The sequence below is a fragment of the Geothermobacter hydrogeniphilus genome (assembly GCF_002093115.1).
GTDB lineage: Bacteria > Desulfobacterota > Desulfuromonadia > Desulfuromonadales > Geothermobacteraceae > Geothermobacter_A > Geothermobacter_A hydrogeniphilus.
This window is the reverse complement of the sequence record NZ_NAAD01000026.1, coordinates 19305-35790: the sequence shown is the minus strand read 5'-3', so window position 1 is coordinate 35790 and position 16486 is coordinate 19305. Positions and strand designations below refer to the sequence as shown.

Below are 16486 nucleotides of genomic sequence, written 5' to 3'. Positions count from 1 at the left end.
ATCATGGCGCCTTGACGCCGATTTAGGTAGTGGGGGGAGACCATTTCATCAACAGTCTCCTGAAAAGCCAGGACCTGCCCGGCCTGCATTCAGGGCGAGGCAGGCAAACCCACCACGCAAAAAGGAGTATCACCATGACCAACAAGCGTAAAATTGAAGTCTTCAGTGCCGGCTGTCCGACCTGCCGGCAGGCCGTAGAGCAGGTCAGAAACCTTGCCTGCCCGTCCTGCGATATCAGCGTGCTGGACATGAACGATCCGGTGACCACCGCCCGCGCGCAAAGCCTCGGGGTTCGCTCAGTTCCGGCGGTGGCCATTGACGGCAAACTCGCCGGCTGCTGCGCGGGCCGCGGGCTCGATGAGCAGGTGCTGCGGGCCGCCGGGCTCGGCAGGCCCCTGTCCTGAAGCGACGGAGATGACGTGACGGGGACGCCCTGAGGGCCCCGTCACCAGTTCGCCAATCCAACCTGATCTCAATCCTTCCGTTCCCCGTCATAAGCCTGGGCGATGCCGCCGCCGGAGGTTTCCCGGTAGAGGGAGGGGAGCGCCTGTCCGGTCTCCTTCATTACCTTGGTGATGGTATCGAAGGAAACCTTGTGGCGGCCGTCGGAGAGCAGGGCGAAATGGCAGCAGAAGAGGGCGCGGGCGGCGGCGTGGGCATTGCGCTCGATGCAGGGGATCTGCACCAGACCGCCGACCGGATCGCAGGTCAGGCCGAGGTGATGTTCGAGACCCATCTCGGCGGCGTACTCGATCTGCGCCAGGCTGCCGCCGTGCAGCTTGGTCGCCGCCGCCGCGGCCATGGCGCAGGCGGTGCCGATCTCCCCCTGGCAACCGACCTCGGCGCCGGAAATCGAGGCGTTGTGCTTGACCAGGGTGCCGATCAGTCCGGCCACCGCCAGGGCGCGGAGAATGTCCTGCCGACTGCATTCGAGAGTTTCGTCGAGATAGCGCAGCACCGCCGGCAATACCCCGCAGGAGCCGCAGGTGGGCGCGGTGACGATGGTGCCTCCGGCGGCGTTTTCCTCCGCCACCGCATAGGCATAGGCACAGAGCAGGCCGCTCTGCTGCAGGTGAGGGCCGAACAATGAAGCCTTGCGGTGGAAGGAACGTGCCTTGCGCGCCAGGCCGAGACCGCCGGGCAGCGGCCCTTCGGTCTGCAATCCCCGGTCGATAGCGGCCCGCATCGCGGCCCAGACGGTTTCCAGGTGGGCCTCGATCCCCGCACCTTCACGGGCCAGCACGTAATCGCCGAGAGATTCTCCCTGCCGTTCACAGTGCCGCAGAATGTCATCCAGGAGGTTCAGCGAATAAACCTCGGCCCCCGGTTCCCCGACCGGTCCCGCGGCGTCACGCAGCGCCCCGCCGCCGACACTGCAGACTTCCCAGTCGGCGGAAACCTCGCCGGCAGTGGTCAGGGCCTCGAAACGTATGCCGTTGGGATGCTCCGGGAGCGCCTGTTCAGGCCGCCAGACGATCTCGACCCCACGCGGCGCGAAGGCATCCTGCAACGCCCGGTCGGTGAGGTGGCCGCGCCCGGTGGCGGCCAGGCTGCCGAACAGGGTGACCCGGTAGGCGGCCGCGTCGGGTTGCCGCCGCAAAAACAGTTCGGCGGCAAAACGCGGCCCCATGGTGTGACTGCTCGAAGGGCCCAGGCCGACGCGATAGAGCTGGCGGATCGATTCCATGGGGGTCGCTTCCGTCATCAGGGTTCAGACAGCGGTCGGCGCCTCAACAGGCGCCGGTCATGCCGGTGAATCGCCTTTTTCAACTTCCGAAAAGGACTGGTTGAAAATCTCCAGCAGTTCGAGGTTCTGCTTCGAAATCATCATCGCGTTGCCGATGATGCCGTAATAGAGAATGCTGAGCCGGGTCTTGGAACTGTTGTCCTTGATCCGCCCGACCTGTTTTTCATTCAGCTCGGCGGCCAGCGACCGCAGCGCCTGGTCCTTCGCCGTCAGCTGCGCGAGGTCGGCAATCCGACCGCGACTGATCAGTTCGGCCACTTCCTGGAGGATATCCCGCAGCTGAGCGCGGACCCGCTCCAGTTCCTCGACCTGTTCCGGCAGCAGCCCCTTGTGGTGGTTGCCGACGTGGGTATAGGCCCGCAGGACGATGTCCCGGTGACCGTCGGTCAGCTTCTGCAACCGGCGGACGGTCTGGGCATACTTGTGGCTGATGGCCATACCCTTCTGATCGAGCAGCCGCATCGCCTTGAAAATGTTGGCGCTGATAATGCCCGACCACTGCTGGAAACGGTTCAGTTTCTTGCGCTGCACACCGATGGTATCGAAATCCCCCCGAAACAGAGCCGCCAGACAGGCATCGAGGGAGTCGCTGATCTCCCGCAGCAGAAAACTCATGTGCCCGAAGGTCGTCTCCAAAGCCGAGGACGCATCCTCGACCGACTCGAGGTTGAAGATATGTTCCTTCTTCGCCTCTTCGGTCATCGCCCGGTGCTTGCGATGGGCATTGAAAATCATCAGCGCCGCCAGGACCACCAGCATCAGCACGCCGGCCCCCTTGGCAAAGAAGATGACGGTGGCGAAAATGGAGGCGAAGGTGAAGGCGATGACGGCGGTCATGAACCAGCCGCCGACCACGGTCAGCACCCCGGTGATACGGTAGACGGCGCTCTCACGTCCCCAGGCGCGGTCGGCGAAGGAGGTTCCCATGGCGACCATGAAGGTGACGTAGGTGGTCGACAACGGCAGCTTGTTGGCGGTGGCATAGGAGATCACCACGCTGGCGACCATCAGGTTGACCGAGGCGCGGATCAGGTCGAAGGACGGTCGGCCGCCGTGCAGCTCGACCGGCGGCGCCTGCTCGGCATCGAAACGGTTGGCCACCCAGTGCCGCAGCCGGGCAGGGATGATGACCCGAACACTGTCGAACAGGTGCAGCACCAGCCGCACGATGGCGCGCGACAGGCCGATCGACTCAAAGCGTTCGATCCCCTCGTCCTGCTGACTGAGCTGAATGGTGGTCTCGGTGACACTGCGGGCCTTGCGCGACAGGTAGATGGTGCCGACCATGATCGCGCCGGCGATCAGCAGGTAGAGGGTTTCGGAGGGGATTTTATGCGCCAGCGCGCCCATGGTGACATGCAGCGGGTCGGCGGACGCCATGGCCGCCTTGTAGGCGTGCAGACCGGCCATCGGCACGCCGATGAAGTTGACCAGGTCGTTGGCGGCGAAGGCCATCGCCAGGGCAAAGGTGCCGATCAGGATGATCGGTTTGAAGATGTTGACCTTGAACGTCTGCAGCAACTGCAGCAGGATGGCGGAAGCGACAAACATGCCGAACATGATCAGCAGGGTGTGGGACTTGATCCAGGCGACATTGTCGCTGGTCATGAACGAGGCGCCCTTGGCGCCCTTGACAAGGATGAAATAGGTGATCGACGTCAGCGCCACACCGCCCCAGAGCGCGCCGTAACGCTTGATCCGGCGCTGATAGTCGAAGGTGAACAGCAGTCGGGTGAGAAACTGGACAATGGTGCCGCAGACAAACGAAACCACCACCGACAGCAGGATGCCGAGAATAATGGCGATCGCCTTGGCCGAGTTGATGTACTGGCCGAGGCTGGCGAGACTGTCGCCGGCTTCGAAAATCTTCCACACCGAGACCGCCACCGCGGCGCCGAGCAATTCGAACACCACCGACACCGTGGTCGAGGTCGGCAGACCGTAGGTGTTGAACAGGTCCAGCAGAATGACATCACTGATCATGACGGCGAGAAAAACGGTCAGCAGCTCCGGCATGGTAAAAAATTCGGGATGGAAGATGCCCTTGCGGGCAACCTCCATCATGCCGCTGGAAAAGGTCACGCCGGCAAGGATGCCGAGGCTGGCCACGAAGATGATGGTCATCCGCGGCGCAACCCGTGAGCCGATCGGGGAGTTGAGAAAATTGACCGCGTCGTTGCTGACCCCGACCATCAGGTCGATCGCCGCGATGACAATGAGAATACCTACACCGATCAGGAGAAAATCCGTACTCATCTGTCCTGTCGCTCCTTTGCCCTGAACCAGACACTCCACGCTGACTCAGGCTGATAAAAAAATAGTCACGTATCATCCCCTCCCGCAGGGGCATACATAACCCAAAACGAACTCCAGACAAAGCAGAATTTCAACTTTTTCCCGGGCGCCCGCACAACCCGGCCCGCGCCGTCGCCTTATTGGCCACTTGCGGGCGCACGGAAACAGCCTGTCGTCCCTTTCAAACTGTTCCAGAGCTGCTAAACTGAACCCTGGCAGGCTTGCGCTCCAGTGACCTCCGACACCTGGTCACGGCAGCTCTTAACCATGCATCGCCGCCCCTTTTTTGAACCCGATCCCGCACACAGGACACTACCGATGAACGCATCCGATCTACTGGTCAAGGCCCTGGAAAATGAGGGCGTGGAGGTTATCTACGGGGTTCCCGGCGAGGAGAATCTCGACTTTCTCGAAGCCCTGCGCCAATCGCACATCGAACTGATCCTCACCCGCCACGAACAGGGTGCGGCTTTCATGGCGGCCACCTACGGCCGCCTGACCGGCAAGCCCGGGGTCTGCCTGGCGACCCTCGGCCCCGGTGCCACCAACCTGGTCACCGGCGCCGCCTACGCGCAGCTGGGCGCTTTTCCGATGGTGATGATCACCGGACAGAAACCTATCAAGGCCAGCAAGCAGGGGCAGTTCCAGATTGTCGACGTGGTGGAGATGATGCGCCCGCTGACCAAGTACACGCGCCAGATCGTCAACGTCACCCTGATCCCGAGTACCGTGCGCGAAGCCTTCCGCCTCTCCCAGGAAGAACGCCCCGGCGCGGTTCACCTGGAACTGCCGGAGGATATCGCCCGCGAACCGGTCGACAAGACCACAACGCCGGTCTTCCAGATTTCCCGCAACCGCCGGCCCTGTGCCGCCGAGCGGCTGGTGGTCCAGGCCGCCGACATGATCCGCGCCGCCGAATACCCGCTGCTGCTGATCGGCGCCGGCGCCAACCGCAACCGGGTGCGCAGCGCCCTGCGCCGTTTTGTCGAGGAGACCGGCATCTATTTCTTCAACACCCAGATGGGCAAGGGGGTGGTGGATGAGAACAGCCCGCAGTGCCTCGGCACCGCCGCCCTGTCCGACAATGACTATATCCACTGCGCCATCGAACGGGCCGACCTGGTGATCAATGTCGGCCACGACGTGGTCGAGAAGCCGCCCTTCTTCATGGAACACGGCGGCAAGCAGGTGATCCACGTCAACTTCAGCAGCGCGTCGGTGGACAATGTCTATTTCCCGCAATTGAGCGTGGTCGGCGACATCGCCGACAGCATGAGCCGCATGACCATCGAGGTCGGCCGGCTGGAAAAGGACCAGTCCGCCTTTCGGCAGGTCAAGGAGAGCCTCGACATCCACCTGCGGGAGCTGGCCGACGATCCCTCCTTCCCGGTCAAACCGCAGCGCCTGGTCGCCGACGTGCGCCGGGTGATGCCCCACAACGGTGTCATCGCCCTCGACAACGGCGTCTACAAGATCTGGTTCGCCCGCAACTACCCGGCCCTGGAGCCGAACACCGTGCTGCTCGACAACGCCCTGGCCTCCATGGGCGCCGGGCTCCCCTCGGCGATGGAGGTGGCGCGACTCTATCCCGATCGCCGGGTGATGGCGATCTGCGGCGACGGCGGCCTGATGATGAACAGCCAGGAACTGGAAACGGCACGACGCCTGGGGCTCAACCTGGTGGTGCTGGTTCTCAACGACGGTTCCTACGGCATGATCCGCTGGAAGCAGTACGCCATGGGCTTCGAGGATTTCGGCCTGCAGTTCGGCAACCCCGATTTCGTTCTGCACGCCCGCAGCTACGGCATCGGCGGTCACCGGGTGGAAAAAGCCGAAGATTTCGCTCCGCTGCTGGAACAGTGCTTCACCGCCGGCGGCGTACACCTGATCGACCTGCCGGTCGATTATTCGGAAAACAACCGGGTGCTGATCGACGAGCTGCGGCACAAGGTCTGCCGCATCTGAAACGGGAAGGGGAAGACAGCGGACACCGGGTCAGAGGATCCGCTGGCCGAACAGCGAAGCGGCCAGGGCGACTGCCAGTTGCGCGGTCTGGTTGCGGTGATCGAGGATCGGGTTGATTTCAACAATATCGAGAGCGGCAAGGCGACCGGAATCGGCGACCATCTCCATCACCAACTGCGCCTCGCGGTAACTGAGACCGCCGGGAACCGGGGTTCCGACCCCGGGGGCCTCGCGCGGGTCGACGGCATCAACATCGAGACTGACGTGCAGCCTGGCATGACCGGAAAGCCGCTCCAGGGCCTCCTCCATGACGGCTCCCATGCCGCGCTGGTCAATATCGCGCATGGTCAGGACGCAGATGCCGCTGGCGCGGACACGCTCCTTCTCCTCGTCGTCAAGATCACGGATGCCGAGCAGCACCACGTCCTCGCCGCGCAGCTTGGCGCCCTTGCGGCCGACATTGACCAGCCCCGGGTCGCCTTCGCCGAGCAGGGTCGCCAGCGGCATGCCGTGGATATTGCCGGACGGGGAAGAGCGCGGCGTGTTGAAGTCGCCGTGGGCGTCGATCCACAACAGGCCGGTCGACGCCGCGTCACTCGCGCCACCGACCGAACCGATGGCCAGCGAATGATCACCGCCGAGGATCAGCGGTATATACCCGTCCATGACCGCCCGCGCGACAACCCGGTAGAGGGTCTCGCAGACCTGCAGGATAGCGTTGCGGAACCGTTCCGGCCGAGAGGGGTCAAGGGCGTCCCGCACCGGAATCGGCAGGTTGCCGGCATCATCGACCTGCAGGTCGAGCCGCCGCAGCTTTGCCGCCAGACCGGCGTAGCGCAACGCGCCGGGACCGAGATCGACCCCACGCTGATCCTGTCCGAGATCCATCGGCACGCCGATGATCTGAACCTTGCGCCGCTTCGTCATCACGAGTCCTTAAGATTGTTCCACAGGTTGACCATGAAGTCCTGCACATTGGTGAGAATCGCCTGGGCCTGGGCCGAGCCGCGGTTGGCCAACTTATCGGCGGAAAATTCGGTCATGTCGACAATGTAGAAGAAAACCGGCCGCACGCTGCCGTCGGCCTCGACCCGGTAGCTCGGGACCATGTTGCCGAAGGCGATCGAATGCAGCTGGGTCGCCAGCGCCATCACCACCGTTGCCTTGCGGGCATGCGCGCGCATGGTGTCCTGCGACCGGTAGACGTCGGCGATCACCTCCGGCAACGGCCCGTCATCGCGGATCGAACCGGCCAGCACATAGGGCACCTGTTGTTTCTCGCAGGCGTAGATGATGCCGTCGCGGATCTGCAGCTGCTCGATGGCGGCAGAGATGGATCCGGCCCGGCGTACCTCGTTGAGAATATCGAGATGATTGTAGTGGCCGAGGGGCTGCAGCTCCTGCGAGTAGATGTTCTGGCCGAGTCCGGTACGGAAATAGCCGCCCTCCAGGTCGTGAGTCGCCAGGGCGTTGCCGGCCAGCAGCGCGTGGCAGTAACCATTCTCGATCAGCCCCTGCATCGCCGCCCGGCTGTCCTTGTCAAAGGCAACCGCCGGACCGAGAACCCAGACGATATGACCATGGTCGCGATCATGCCGCAACACCTGGTAGAGCTCGTCGTAACTGCGCGAGAAAGGGGTTTCGCGGGTACCGCGGGTGCGGAAGGCGAACTTGTCGGTCGCCTCCTGCCCCTCCGGCTCGAAACCGGTGGTATGGACGTAGATGCCCTCTTCGCCATTCTCGGTCCGTCCGACCACCACCCGCTGCCCCTTCCTGACCCGCCGCGCCTCGACGACCTCGAGCTGGTCACCGTCGAGCACCAGCACCGAATCCATGCGGCTTTCCGGTGCCAGCACCCAGCGACCACCACCGAGATGGACATATTCCGGGTAGTTCGAGGTACCGTGAAAATTGCGCGGGACAACCCCGTCGGCGGGCGAGGCTTCGGTGCTGACCACCGGCGCCGAAGTCAGCTCCGGGGTGGAAAAGTCGGGATGATGGTAGGGGGGGATAAGATCGGACATGAAACCTCCGGCAGATGATGGCTAAACCCGGAATCAAGAGGATTCAGGGAAACTTCAAGTCTCTTCAGCATAGCAGAAATCGTTCCACGCAAAAGGGGGAAAATCCCTGTCGGCGGAGAGGCACTGAAGGATCCCTTCAGCAGAGCCGTAACGACCCCGTCGTACAATTTTTTTTACATCAAACCCCGAACAGTCTTGTTTCCCCGGCTGGCAACTTCTATGCTGGGCCAGAATCGGCGAAGACGTCACCGATTCTGGCCCGTCGATACGAGGGGAGAAAACGATGGCCGACACCAACCATGCCCGAACCATTGTCCGCAGCCAGATCGGGATTCTCGGACTGCTGTTGATCCTGCTGTTCGGATTCTCTTCGGAACTCGACCCTTTCTGGGTCAGCCTCTCCTTCGGCCTGCTGGTGGTCTATCATCTGGCCTCGACATTCCTGCTCGGCAACCGCCCGTATCGTTCACAGACGCAGGCCTGGCTGCATCTCGGCTGTTATCTTCTGCTCTGCGCCTTCCTGCTCTGGGCCACAACCCGGCCCGACGAAGAAAGCCTCTTCTGGCTGGTCTCGCTGCTGCCCATCGTCATGGCCGCCAGCCGTCTCAGCCTGGCCGGCACAACCCTGGTGGCCTCGGTGGCCGGTCTGGCTTATTTCCTCCTGCTGCCGGAAGGATTCATCGCCGCCGGTGATTTCTGGGATGAATTCCCGGAATTCGTCCTGATCTGCGTGACCTACCTGTTCGTCGGACTGCTGGTGCAGACCCTCTCCAGTGAAGCCCGCGGCCAGCTGCAGCGGCAACAGGCTCTCAACCGCGAGCTGTCGGAGCAGAAGAACGAGCTGACCCGAACCCTGGCGCAGCTCTCCACCGCCGAGCAGCAGCTCAGGCGCCGCGACCGGCTGGCCGCGCTGGGAGAGATGGCCGCCGGGGTGGCCCACGAAATCCGCAATCCGCTGGGCATCATCACCAGCACCGCGCAACTGCTGCAGCAACGCCGGGAACAATCCGGGCCAGATGCCATGGAACTGCTGGGCATCATCCAGGAAGAATCAACCCGGCTGAATCGGTTGATCACCGATTTTCTGACCTTCGGCCGCGACACCCGGGCCAACCTGCAACCCTGCGACCTCAAGGGGCTGATCGACAGAACGGTAGACGGTTTCCGGCCGGTGGCCGACCAGGCGGGGGTGGTCCTGCGGGTCGAAACCCCGGCAACGGTCACCGTCAGGGCCGACAGCAACCTGCTGCAGCAGGTGCTGCTGAACCTGTTGCTGAACGGCGTCCAGGCCTGTACCCCCGGGCAGGAAATCTCTGTAAGCCTGGAGCAGACCGACTCCAGGGCCCTGGTCCGGGTCAGCGACACCGGCCAGGGGATCGATCCCGGCCTGCACGACAAGATCTTCAACCCGTTCTTCACCACCCGTGACAAGGGGACCGGGCTGGGGCTGGCCAACGCTCACAAGCTGATCGAAGCCCAGAACGGCGAACTCGATTTTTCCAGCACCCCCGGCCGGGGAAGTACCTTTACCCTTTCTCTACCGCTGGAGGACAACGAACCATGAACCACATCCTGATCGTGGATGATGAAAAAAACTATCGCCTGGTGCTGGCCGAACTGCTGCGTGGCGCCGGATACCGGGTGAGCCTGGCCGAAAATCCTTTCGCCGCCCTGGAACTGCTCTCCCGAGAAGACGTGGCGCTGATCCTGTCCGACCTGAAGATGCCGCAGATGGACGGCCTGGAATTCTACCGCAACGTGGTTGAGCGCTACGGGAAGCTGCCGTTTATCCTGATGACCGCCTATGCCACGGTGGAAACGGCGCTTACGGCCCTCAAGTCCGGCATCCATGACTACCTGCTGAAACCGTTCAATAATGACGAGGTGCTGCTGGTCATTCACCAGGCCCTGGAGCATTCCCGCATCCAGATCGAGAACCAGGCACTGCGGCGCCAGCTGGAAAAATCCTATGGCCGGGAACTGATCGGCGAAAGTCCCTCCATCCGCCAGCTGCTGGAGCAGATCGCCCGCATCGCGCCGGCCCCGAGTCCGGTCCTGATCAGCGGTGAAAGCGGTGTCGGCAAGGAGCTGGTCGCCCGCATCATCCACCGCAGCAGCAGTCGCAGCCAAGGCCCATGGGTCGCCGTCAACTGCGCCACCTTTCCAGAAAACCTGCTGGAAAGCGAACTCTTCGGCCATGAGCGGGGAGCCTTCAGCGGCGCCGGTGAGCGCAAAAAAGGGCTGGTGGAAATGGCCGGCAGCGGCACCCTGTTCCTCGACGAGATCGGCGAACTGCCGCTGGCCATGCAGCCGAAACTGCTGCGCCTGCTGCAGGAAAAGGTCTATCGTCGGGTCGGGGGGACCATCGAGCTGCGGGCCGACGTGCGCCTCATTGCCGCCGGTAACCGCGACCTGCGCGACATGGTCGCCGCCGGCACTTTTCGCGAGGATCTCTACTACCGGCTAAACGTTGTTGAACTGCCGGTGCCGCCGCTGCGTGAACGTGTTGACGACATCCCGCTGCTGGCCCAGTATTTCCTGCAGAACCTGGCCGCGGAGCTGAATCGCAACGTAACCGGAATTTCTCCCGCGGCCATGGACCGCCTGAAACAGTACCACTGGCCGGGGAATATCCGCGAGTTGCGCAACACCATCGAACGCGCCCTGCTGTTCTGCAACGACACCCAGCTGCAGAGCCGCGACCTGCCGGCGGAATTGGGCAGCGACAACGACCGGCCGGCCGATCCGGAACGGGCGAGGCCGGAAAGAAATCCCGGCGAATCATTGCCGGACTACCTCGACAGGGTCGAAGAAAGCGTCCTCCGCGGCGCCCTGATTGAAGCTCGCGGTATCCAGGCGCAGGCAGCCAGGAATCTTGGCATCAGCCGCAGCAACCTGCAGTACAAACTGAAAAAGTACCGACTGAGCGACAACCCGTCATCTGACGAACCTCAGTCTCCATGAAACATTAATTCACCTGTGCAATCCCACAGAGGCAGCCATGACCAGAATACGAATCGCCTGCATTCTTCTTCTCTCACTTGCAATCATTTCCGCCTGTCAGAACCAGCCTCCTGCTCCCTGGAAACCTGTCTTGGAGAACAGTGACTTCAGATATCTGAAAGATGCCCATGAAAGGGTCCGAGCCGAACTGGAAAAAGTGCAACGCGCCCTCGCAGACCAGGATACAGCTGCCGCCCGGGCTGCCCTCAAAAAAACCCGCGAGAAGTTCGCACAGCTGGAACAGTATTATCTCCCCATGACCGAAGTCCGCCAGCTGATTTACGATGCCGACCGGGTTTATTACCTGGGACGAGCTACTGAAACAGCAAAAAAGTTGCGCCGGGCAAAGACCTTGCTGACCCGGATCAGTCAGACCGGCGGAGAACCGGTCTCCTCTGCCGCCCTCAAAGTCGTGGTCATGATCGACGAACTGCTTGAAACAATGGTTGGCGAGCCGACCAGAGTGCCGACGAAGTTGAAAACCCTGGGTGAAAAAATCAACCTGATGGCAATCAAAGGGGATCTCATCCTGGCGGGATCAAAACTGTAACAGGCGCCGAGGGTTGTGAAAGCAGCGAACGGGAGCAGGTTCATCCACGCTAGCCCGGCCAGCCGGCGACACCACCACCTCACCGGGAAAAGGGGAAAAGACGGGCTCGAGAAACATCAGCCCGGTGATATCCGGGGAACCCCACCAGTGGCCAACGGTGGCGACGATCCAGCTGACAATCTAATGCAACATACCTTTATTGTCCTTGCGACAGGTTGTTCTGTCTGTTCTTCAACAACAGTACGGGAGGGAGAGTCGACCGCTCCCTGATCCCCATCTTGAATCGCGAAAGGTCGATGCTCAAAGTCCGCAGTGCCTCGGAAAAATCCTTTTTCCCCAGGGGGAGGGTCAACAACTCAGCAAACGGTCGTACCGTCTCGGTTTCAATCACCCCAACAAAAATCCTCCGGCCGTTGTCCAGTTGCCAGGAACTTGGCCAGAGACGCAACACCATCCTCCCTTCGCCGAAAGCAGGGCGGATCATCGTCAGGACGCTCTTTTCTCCCGCGGCGAACTGGGGCAACACCGGCAATTCGGCAATATCCGGGTGGGAGGTGACCAAGTTCAGATACCGCCTGGCGGTCTCTCCTTGTACGGTCCTCCATCCTCTGGGCTGCAACGTCGCAACAATCTCCTCCGGCAGCACTGCAACCTGCAGCGTCAGCGGCTGTTCACGGTCTCCCAGCAGGCTGGTCCTCCACCCCGGAAGATGTTGATAGCCCTGATGCCACCAGTCCGCAGCCGACAGGCTCTGGACCGGCGCCTGGACCCGATAACGGGTCAGGTCCGCGTTGTGACGGCTGCCAATATGCCAGGAACCAGCCAGCACCAACGCCAGCAGGGCCGCCGGGACTAGGGCGCGGCCATCGAATACGGGTTGCCGACGCAGATAGAACAGCCCCAGAATACAGACCCAGGCCCAGCCGAGGGCCATCCCGCCCAGCACGTCCGAAAGCCAGTGGGCACCGAGGTAGATACGGGAAAAAGCCACCAGCAACGACAGCGTCAAGGCAAAGACGAACGGCCAGGATCGCCAGCGTGATGATAGACCGCGGATCAGCAGAAGTGCCAGAAATCCGTAGACCACGACCGTCATGGTGGTATGCCCGCTGGGAAAGCCCCAGGAGGAGATCCCCTGGTAGATATTGATCGGCCGGGGCCGGTGTAGCAGCCATTTGAACAACTGCACCAGACCGACACCACCACCAACCGCCGCCAACCAGTAGAGCAGTGAACGATACTGTCTTCGCAACACCAGCAAACCAACAACAGTGCCGATGACCGCGATATTGCTGGTCGCATCGCCCAGTTCGGTCACCGCCACCAGCAGGGCGTCTCCCCAGGGATTGCGCAGGGCCTGCAGAAAATGATAGACGGACTGGTCAGCCAAAACCAGCGGGTCACCACTGAGCAGGTCCTGAAGAACTCCCAGAAAAAGCCCGGCCGCCACCACAAGGGCAATCCCCAGCACCAGCAGGGGACGACTCTCGTCAGTGCCGAGGGACATCAGCAACCGCGCACCTCGGCGAGCCAACTGCCAGGCCAGCCACAGCAGGCCAAGAAAGAGAAAGAGCAGTACCGCCAGACGGGTGCTGACAGCACCAACCAGGGCCATGGAGGTGCCGAGCACTACGCCGGGCATCAAGTAGGCGAAGGCCCAGCCGATCGCTGAGAGAATATTGACGATCAGGAAATGCCCGGCCGGCATGTCGAGCATCCCGGCGACGATCGGAATCACCGGTCGCACCGGGCCGACAAAGCGTCCGAAGAAAACACTCTTGCCGCCGTGTCGGTTGAAAAACGCCTCGCCCTTGTCCAGCATCTGCGGATAGCGGCTGAAGGGCCAGATTCGGCCGATCTCACGGTGATAGTGACGCCCCAGCCAGAAGCTGATACCGTCACCGGCGATGGCCCCCGCCATCGCCGCCAGCAGAGTCAGCCTGATCAACAGCGCGCCGCTGCCGGCCAGCGCGCCGATGCCGACCATCATCACCGTGCCGGGAACCAGTAACCCGACCAGGGCCAGAGACTCCGACAGAGAGATCAGTCCGATCGACAGGTAAGCGACCACCGGATGCAGGCTGACCCACTGCAAGCTGTCGGTCCAGAGGTGTGTCCAGTCCATGTGCTAGCCTCTCAGGCTCTTCCCTCCCTGAATCAGGGCGTCATTCAACCCATGATAAAGTCGCACCAGGCGACCATTCAACGATGTCAGCAGCCCACGTTGCCACAACACCAACCCAGAACAGAACAGTGCCACCAACAGGGAGCCGAGCATATCGAGAGGAAAATGGATACCGACGTACACCCGCCCCCAGGCGGTCGCCAGGGCCATCAGCAACAGCAGCAGCCCGGAGCCGCGCCAGCCCCAGGAAAAGAGCAGGTAGATGGCGACGGAGAGCATCAGCGTGGCATGGTCACTGGGGAAGGAATTCTCCGGAGCGTGGGGAATCAAAGGGGTCCCGAACCCGACCATGAAGGGTCGCGGATAACAAATCAACAGGGCAAGGAACTGGTTGGTCAGCAGCCCGAGCAGGCCCGCCTCGGTCGCCTCCAGTAACGTGGGACGGCGCTCATCCTTTGCCACCAGCCAGCAGACTACCAGCACCAGCATCAGCAGGTAGGGGCCGCCTTCGGCGAAAAAAATCGCCAAACCATCGACCAAGGGTTGTTGGCCGGCGCCTTGGTGGATCAGGGCAAATAATTTAAGATTCCATTGTTCCATCAGCATTCACCTTGCTGTTGTCTGGCCAAACCAAGCGGCAACCACACCGAGACGCGCAGGCCGACGCCCTGTGCACCTTCATCCAGTTCAATTTTGCCCCGGTGGCGGATAACAATCTCACGCACGATGGCCAGTCCCAGTCCGCTACCGGAAACCTCGCTGCCGGGCCGGCGGTAAAAGCGTTCGAAAACTCGCGTGCGCTCTGCTGCAGGGATCCCCGGTCCATTATCCTCAACCACCAGCAGGGCCTGGCCACCCTCGCATCGCAGAGCGACATCTATCTGACCGCCGGATGGAGTATAGCGGACGGCATTGTCCACCAGGTTGCCGAGCAGGATCCGCAATCCCTCCGAATCCCCGATGAGGGTCAATGGTTCGGCCTCGCACACACCGAGGTCGATCTCCCGTTTCAGAGCGGTGGGCGCCTGCTCGGCAACCACGGTCTTTACCAGGGCACAGAGATCAACCGGTTCAAACAACCTCAGCCGGTCCTCCGGCTCCAACCGGGCCAGGGTCAGCAGCTGTCGCACCAGGTGCGTCGCTCGTTCGGTGCCGACCCGAACCTGCTCCAGGGCCTGTTGCCGTTCTTCTTTTCCGCGGGATTGCTGCAATACCTGGGCCTGCAGTTGAACCGCCGCCAGCGGGGTGCGCAACTCATGGGCGGCGTCGGCAACGAAACGCCGCTGTCCCTCAATCGCTGATTCGAGCCGGGCCAGCAGGCTATTCAGAGCCTGGACCAGGGGCTGCAATTCATCCGGCAGGTTCTCTTCCGACAACGGGTCGAGCGCATAAGGCTGCCGTCGACGCAGACCGGCGGTGAGGTCCGTCAACGGGCGCAGGCTGCGGGTGACACTGACCCAGATGATTCCACCCAACACGAGGATCAACAGCAGCACCGGGGCAATGGCACCTACAGCAATACCGGTGGTCATCTCCAGCCGGTCGGAAAAGGGCTGACTGGCCTGGATTAGGCGCGCGCCCCGACGGTGGACGAAACTGCGCCAGAGCATGTCATGAGAGAAATGGGTGGAAAACCCCTCCCTAACCAGTGCCGGAGATCCTTCTTTGCGGTTGAGATGTCGCAGCAGGGTGCCATCGGCACGCCAGATCTGGATCACGAAGTCGTCCTCGTCGTCCTGCAGGTTGGTCAGCGGCGGTGGGGCGGGCAGCTCGAAGTCTCCGTCGACCGGCACGCTGTAGGCAAGCTGCCGCAAGCGGTCATCGAACAGGTCCTCCAACTCGCCGCGCACGTAATAAAAGCTCACCAGGCAGCAAAGGACGACTGCCAGCAACTGACCGCACAGCAGCCAACGCAACAGTTTTTTGCGCATCGAATTCACGGCGGGTCTCCCAGCAGGTAGCCGACGCCACGCACGGTGCGGATCAACTTCGCGCCGAATTTTTTCCGCAGGTGATGAATATAGACTTCTACGGCGTTACTCTCGATTTCGCTGCCCCAACCGTAGAGGCGTTCTTCCAGCACCTCCTTGGAGAGCACTTTGCCGGAAGCTTCCAGTAGCGCTTCCAGCAGGGCAAACTCCCGGGGCGACAGGAGAACCTCAGTCCCGTGAAGGCTGCAAGTCCGGGTCGCGGGATTGAGCTTCAAATCACCATGCACCAGAAGCGGCTCGGCCCGACCAAGGCGGCGGCGTTGCACAGCCCGCATCCGGGCGGCCAGTTCATCCAGGTCGAAAGGCTTTATCAGGTAATCGTCGGCACCGGCGTCCAGTCCTGCGATCCGTTCAGAGACCGCATCGCGCGCGGTGATGATGATCACCGCCGCCTCGCCGCCGGAACGACGATAATCCACCAACACCTCAAGGCCCGAGCGGTCCGGTAGCCCCAAGTCGAGCAGCACCAGCTCGTAGCGGCCAAGGCGTAACGACAACGCAGCGTCCTCGCCGTTACGGATCCAGTCAACAACATGGCCCTCCTGGGTCAAACCCAAACGCAGCGCATCGCCGAGCATCGGATCATCTTCCACCAACTGAATTTTCATGAAAAACACCTCCGTCCTCGCTCCGATCGGATGATTCTCGTCCGTGGTCCAAGTTCGACCCCAACAGAGAAACCTTACCATCCGGCAACCAAGATCCTGATGAAAGCGATGATCGTTACCGGCGCCCACAGACTGGCCTTGAAATATCAAACCTTCCCGAAGATAATCAGCACCACCT

The 16486-nt window shown here is 62.0% G+C and carries 13 protein-coding genes; 5 read left to right on the top strand and 8 right to left on the bottom strand.

All coding sequences use genetic code 11. The features are described from left to right. Positions 1-134: 134 nt before the first annotated feature. Positions 135-404: a thioredoxin family protein gene (locus B5V00_RS15090; protein ID WP_085011647.1), complete on the top strand. Its 270-nt coding sequence runs from the start codon at positions 135-137 to the stop codon at positions 402-404. 68 nt (positions 405-472) lie between these two features. Here the strand turns inward: B5V00_RS15090 and B5V00_RS15085 are convergent, their stop codons facing one another. Both B5V00_RS15085 and B5V00_RS15080 read right to left on the bottom strand, forming a co-directional pair. Next, entirely contained in the window at positions 473-1687 is a 1215-nt protein-coding gene (locus tag B5V00_RS15085; RefSeq protein ID WP_085011646.1) for an L-serine ammonia-lyase, iron-sulfur-dependent, subunit alpha, read from the bottom strand. A gap of 57 nt (positions 1688-1744) precedes the next feature. Beyond that, the gene (locus B5V00_RS15080) at positions 1745-4003 is read right to left on the bottom strand and encodes an inorganic phosphate transporter (protein WP_085011645.1); all 2259 of its coding nucleotides are present in this window, start codon (positions 4001-4003) and stop codon (positions 1745-1747) included. Positions 4004-4360: 357 nt separating this feature from the next. Between B5V00_RS15080 and B5V00_RS15075 the strand changes: the two genes are divergently transcribed. Next, on the top strand, positions 4361-6007 hold the full coding sequence (locus B5V00_RS15075; protein ID WP_085011644.1) for an acetolactate synthase large subunit: 1647 nt from the start codon (positions 4361-4363) through the stop codon (positions 6005-6007). Positions 6008-6037: 30 nt separating this feature from the next. On the opposite strand, the gene rocF is transcribed toward B5V00_RS15075, so the two are convergent. Together rocF and B5V00_RS15065 are read right to left on the bottom strand one after the other, a co-directional pair. Beyond that, on the bottom strand, positions 6038-6934 hold the full coding sequence (gene rocF / locus B5V00_RS15070) for an arginase (RefSeq protein ID WP_085011643.1): 897 nt from the start codon (positions 6932-6934) through the stop codon (positions 6038-6040). After that, positions 6934-8031 carry a putative NPN-dependent ornithine cyclodeaminase gene (locus tag B5V00_RS15065; RefSeq protein WP_085011642.1) on the bottom strand — a complete coding sequence of 366 codons (1098 nt, stop codon included), beginning with the start codon at positions 8029-8031 and terminating at the stop codon, positions 6934-6936. Before B5V00_RS15065 ends, rocF begins: the two co-directional genes overlap by 1 nt. Before the next feature lie 283 nt (positions 8032-8314). Between B5V00_RS15065 and B5V00_RS15060 the strand changes: the two genes are divergently transcribed. The 3 genes from B5V00_RS15060 to B5V00_RS15050 all read left to right on the top strand — a co-directional run bounded on the left by B5V00_RS15060 (position 8315) and on the right by B5V00_RS15050 (position 11584). Continuing rightward, positions 8315-9595, top strand: a complete 1281-nt coding sequence (locus B5V00_RS15060; RefSeq protein ID WP_085011641.1) for a sensor histidine kinase — start codon at positions 8315-8317, stop codon at positions 9593-9595. Continuing rightward, positions 9592-10995: a sigma-54-dependent transcriptional regulator gene (locus tag B5V00_RS15055; protein ID WP_085011640.1), complete on the top strand. Its 1404-nt coding sequence runs from the start codon at positions 9592-9594 to the stop codon at positions 10993-10995. Before B5V00_RS15060 ends, B5V00_RS15055 begins: the two co-directional genes overlap by 4 nt. 130 nt (positions 10996-11125) lie before the next feature. Then, entirely contained in the window at positions 11126-11584 is a 459-nt protein-coding gene (locus B5V00_RS15050) for a hypothetical protein (protein WP_085011639.1), read from the top strand. 196 nt (positions 11585-11780) lie between these two features. On the opposite strand, the gene B5V00_RS15040 is transcribed toward B5V00_RS15050, so the two are convergent. From B5V00_RS15040 to B5V00_RS15025, 4 genes are read right to left on the bottom strand one after another with little or no spacing between them, the layout of a single operon-like run. After that, positions 11781-13709, bottom strand: coding sequence for a bifunctional DedA family/phosphatase PAP2 family protein (locus B5V00_RS15040; protein ID WP_085011638.1), 1929 nt, complete (start codon positions 13707-13709; stop codon positions 11781-11783). 3 nt (positions 13710-13712) lie between these two features. Further along, positions 13713-14309, bottom strand: a complete 597-nt coding sequence (locus B5V00_RS15035) for an undecaprenyl-diphosphatase (RefSeq protein ID WP_172399776.1) — start codon at positions 14307-14309, stop codon at positions 13713-13715. Next, positions 14309-15640 (bottom strand): ATP-binding protein, encoded by a 1332-nt coding sequence (locus B5V00_RS15030; RefSeq protein WP_245803996.1) that lies wholly within the window; start codon positions 15638-15640, stop codon positions 14309-14311. Before B5V00_RS15030 ends, B5V00_RS15035 begins: the two co-directional genes overlap by 1 nt. Positions 15641-15645: 5 nt before the next feature. Continuing rightward, entirely contained in the window at positions 15646-16308 is a 663-nt protein-coding gene (locus B5V00_RS15025) for a response regulator (RefSeq protein ID WP_085011635.1), read from the bottom strand. Positions 16309-16486 lie beyond the last annotated feature (178 nt).

What these genes read in the sequence shown, in the direction of transcription:
- B5V00_RS15090 (WP_085011647.1), top strand. Translation starts at nt 135, where the DNA reads ATGACCAACAAGCGTAAAATTGAAGTCTTCAGTGCCGGCTGTCCGACC.
- B5V00_RS15085 (WP_085011646.1), bottom strand. Translation starts at nt 1,687, where the DNA reads ATGGAATCGATCCGCCAGCTCTATCGCGTCGGCCTGGGCCCTTCGAGC.
- B5V00_RS15080 (WP_085011645.1), bottom strand. Translation starts at nt 4,003, where the DNA reads ATGAGTACGGATTTTCTCCTGATCGGTGTAGGTATTCTCATTGTCATC.
- B5V00_RS15075 (WP_085011644.1), top strand. Translation starts at nt 4,361, where the DNA reads ATGAACGCATCCGATCTACTGGTCAAGGCCCTGGAAAATGAGGGCGTG.
- rocF (WP_085011643.1), bottom strand. Translation starts at nt 6,934, where the DNA reads ATGACGAAGCGGCGCAAGGTTCAGATCATCGGCGTGCCGATGGATCTC.
- B5V00_RS15065 (WP_085011642.1), bottom strand. Translation starts at nt 8,031, where the DNA reads ATGTCCGATCTTATCCCCCCCTACCATCATCCCGACTTTTCCACCCCG.
- B5V00_RS15060 (WP_085011641.1), top strand. Translation starts at nt 8,315, where the DNA reads ATGGCCGACACCAACCATGCCCGAACCATTGTCCGCAGCCAGATCGGG.
- B5V00_RS15055 (WP_085011640.1), top strand. Translation starts at nt 9,592, where the DNA reads ATGAACCACATCCTGATCGTGGATGATGAAAAAAACTATCGCCTGGTG.
- B5V00_RS15040 (WP_085011638.1), bottom strand. Translation starts at nt 13,709, where the DNA reads ATGGACTGGACACACCTCTGGACCGACAGCTTGCAGTGGGTCAGCCTG.
- B5V00_RS15035 (WP_172399776.1), bottom strand. Translation starts at nt 14,309, where the DNA reads ATGGAACAATGGAATCTTAAATTATTTGCCCTGATCCACCAAGGCGCC.
- B5V00_RS15030 (WP_245803996.1), bottom strand. Translation starts at nt 15,640, where the DNA reads ATGCGCAAAAAACTGTTGCGTTGGCTGCTGTGCGGTCAGTTGCTGGCA.
- B5V00_RS15025 (WP_085011635.1), bottom strand. Translation starts at nt 16,308, where the DNA reads ATGAAAATTCAGTTGGTGGAAGATGATCCGATGCTCGGCGATGCGCTG.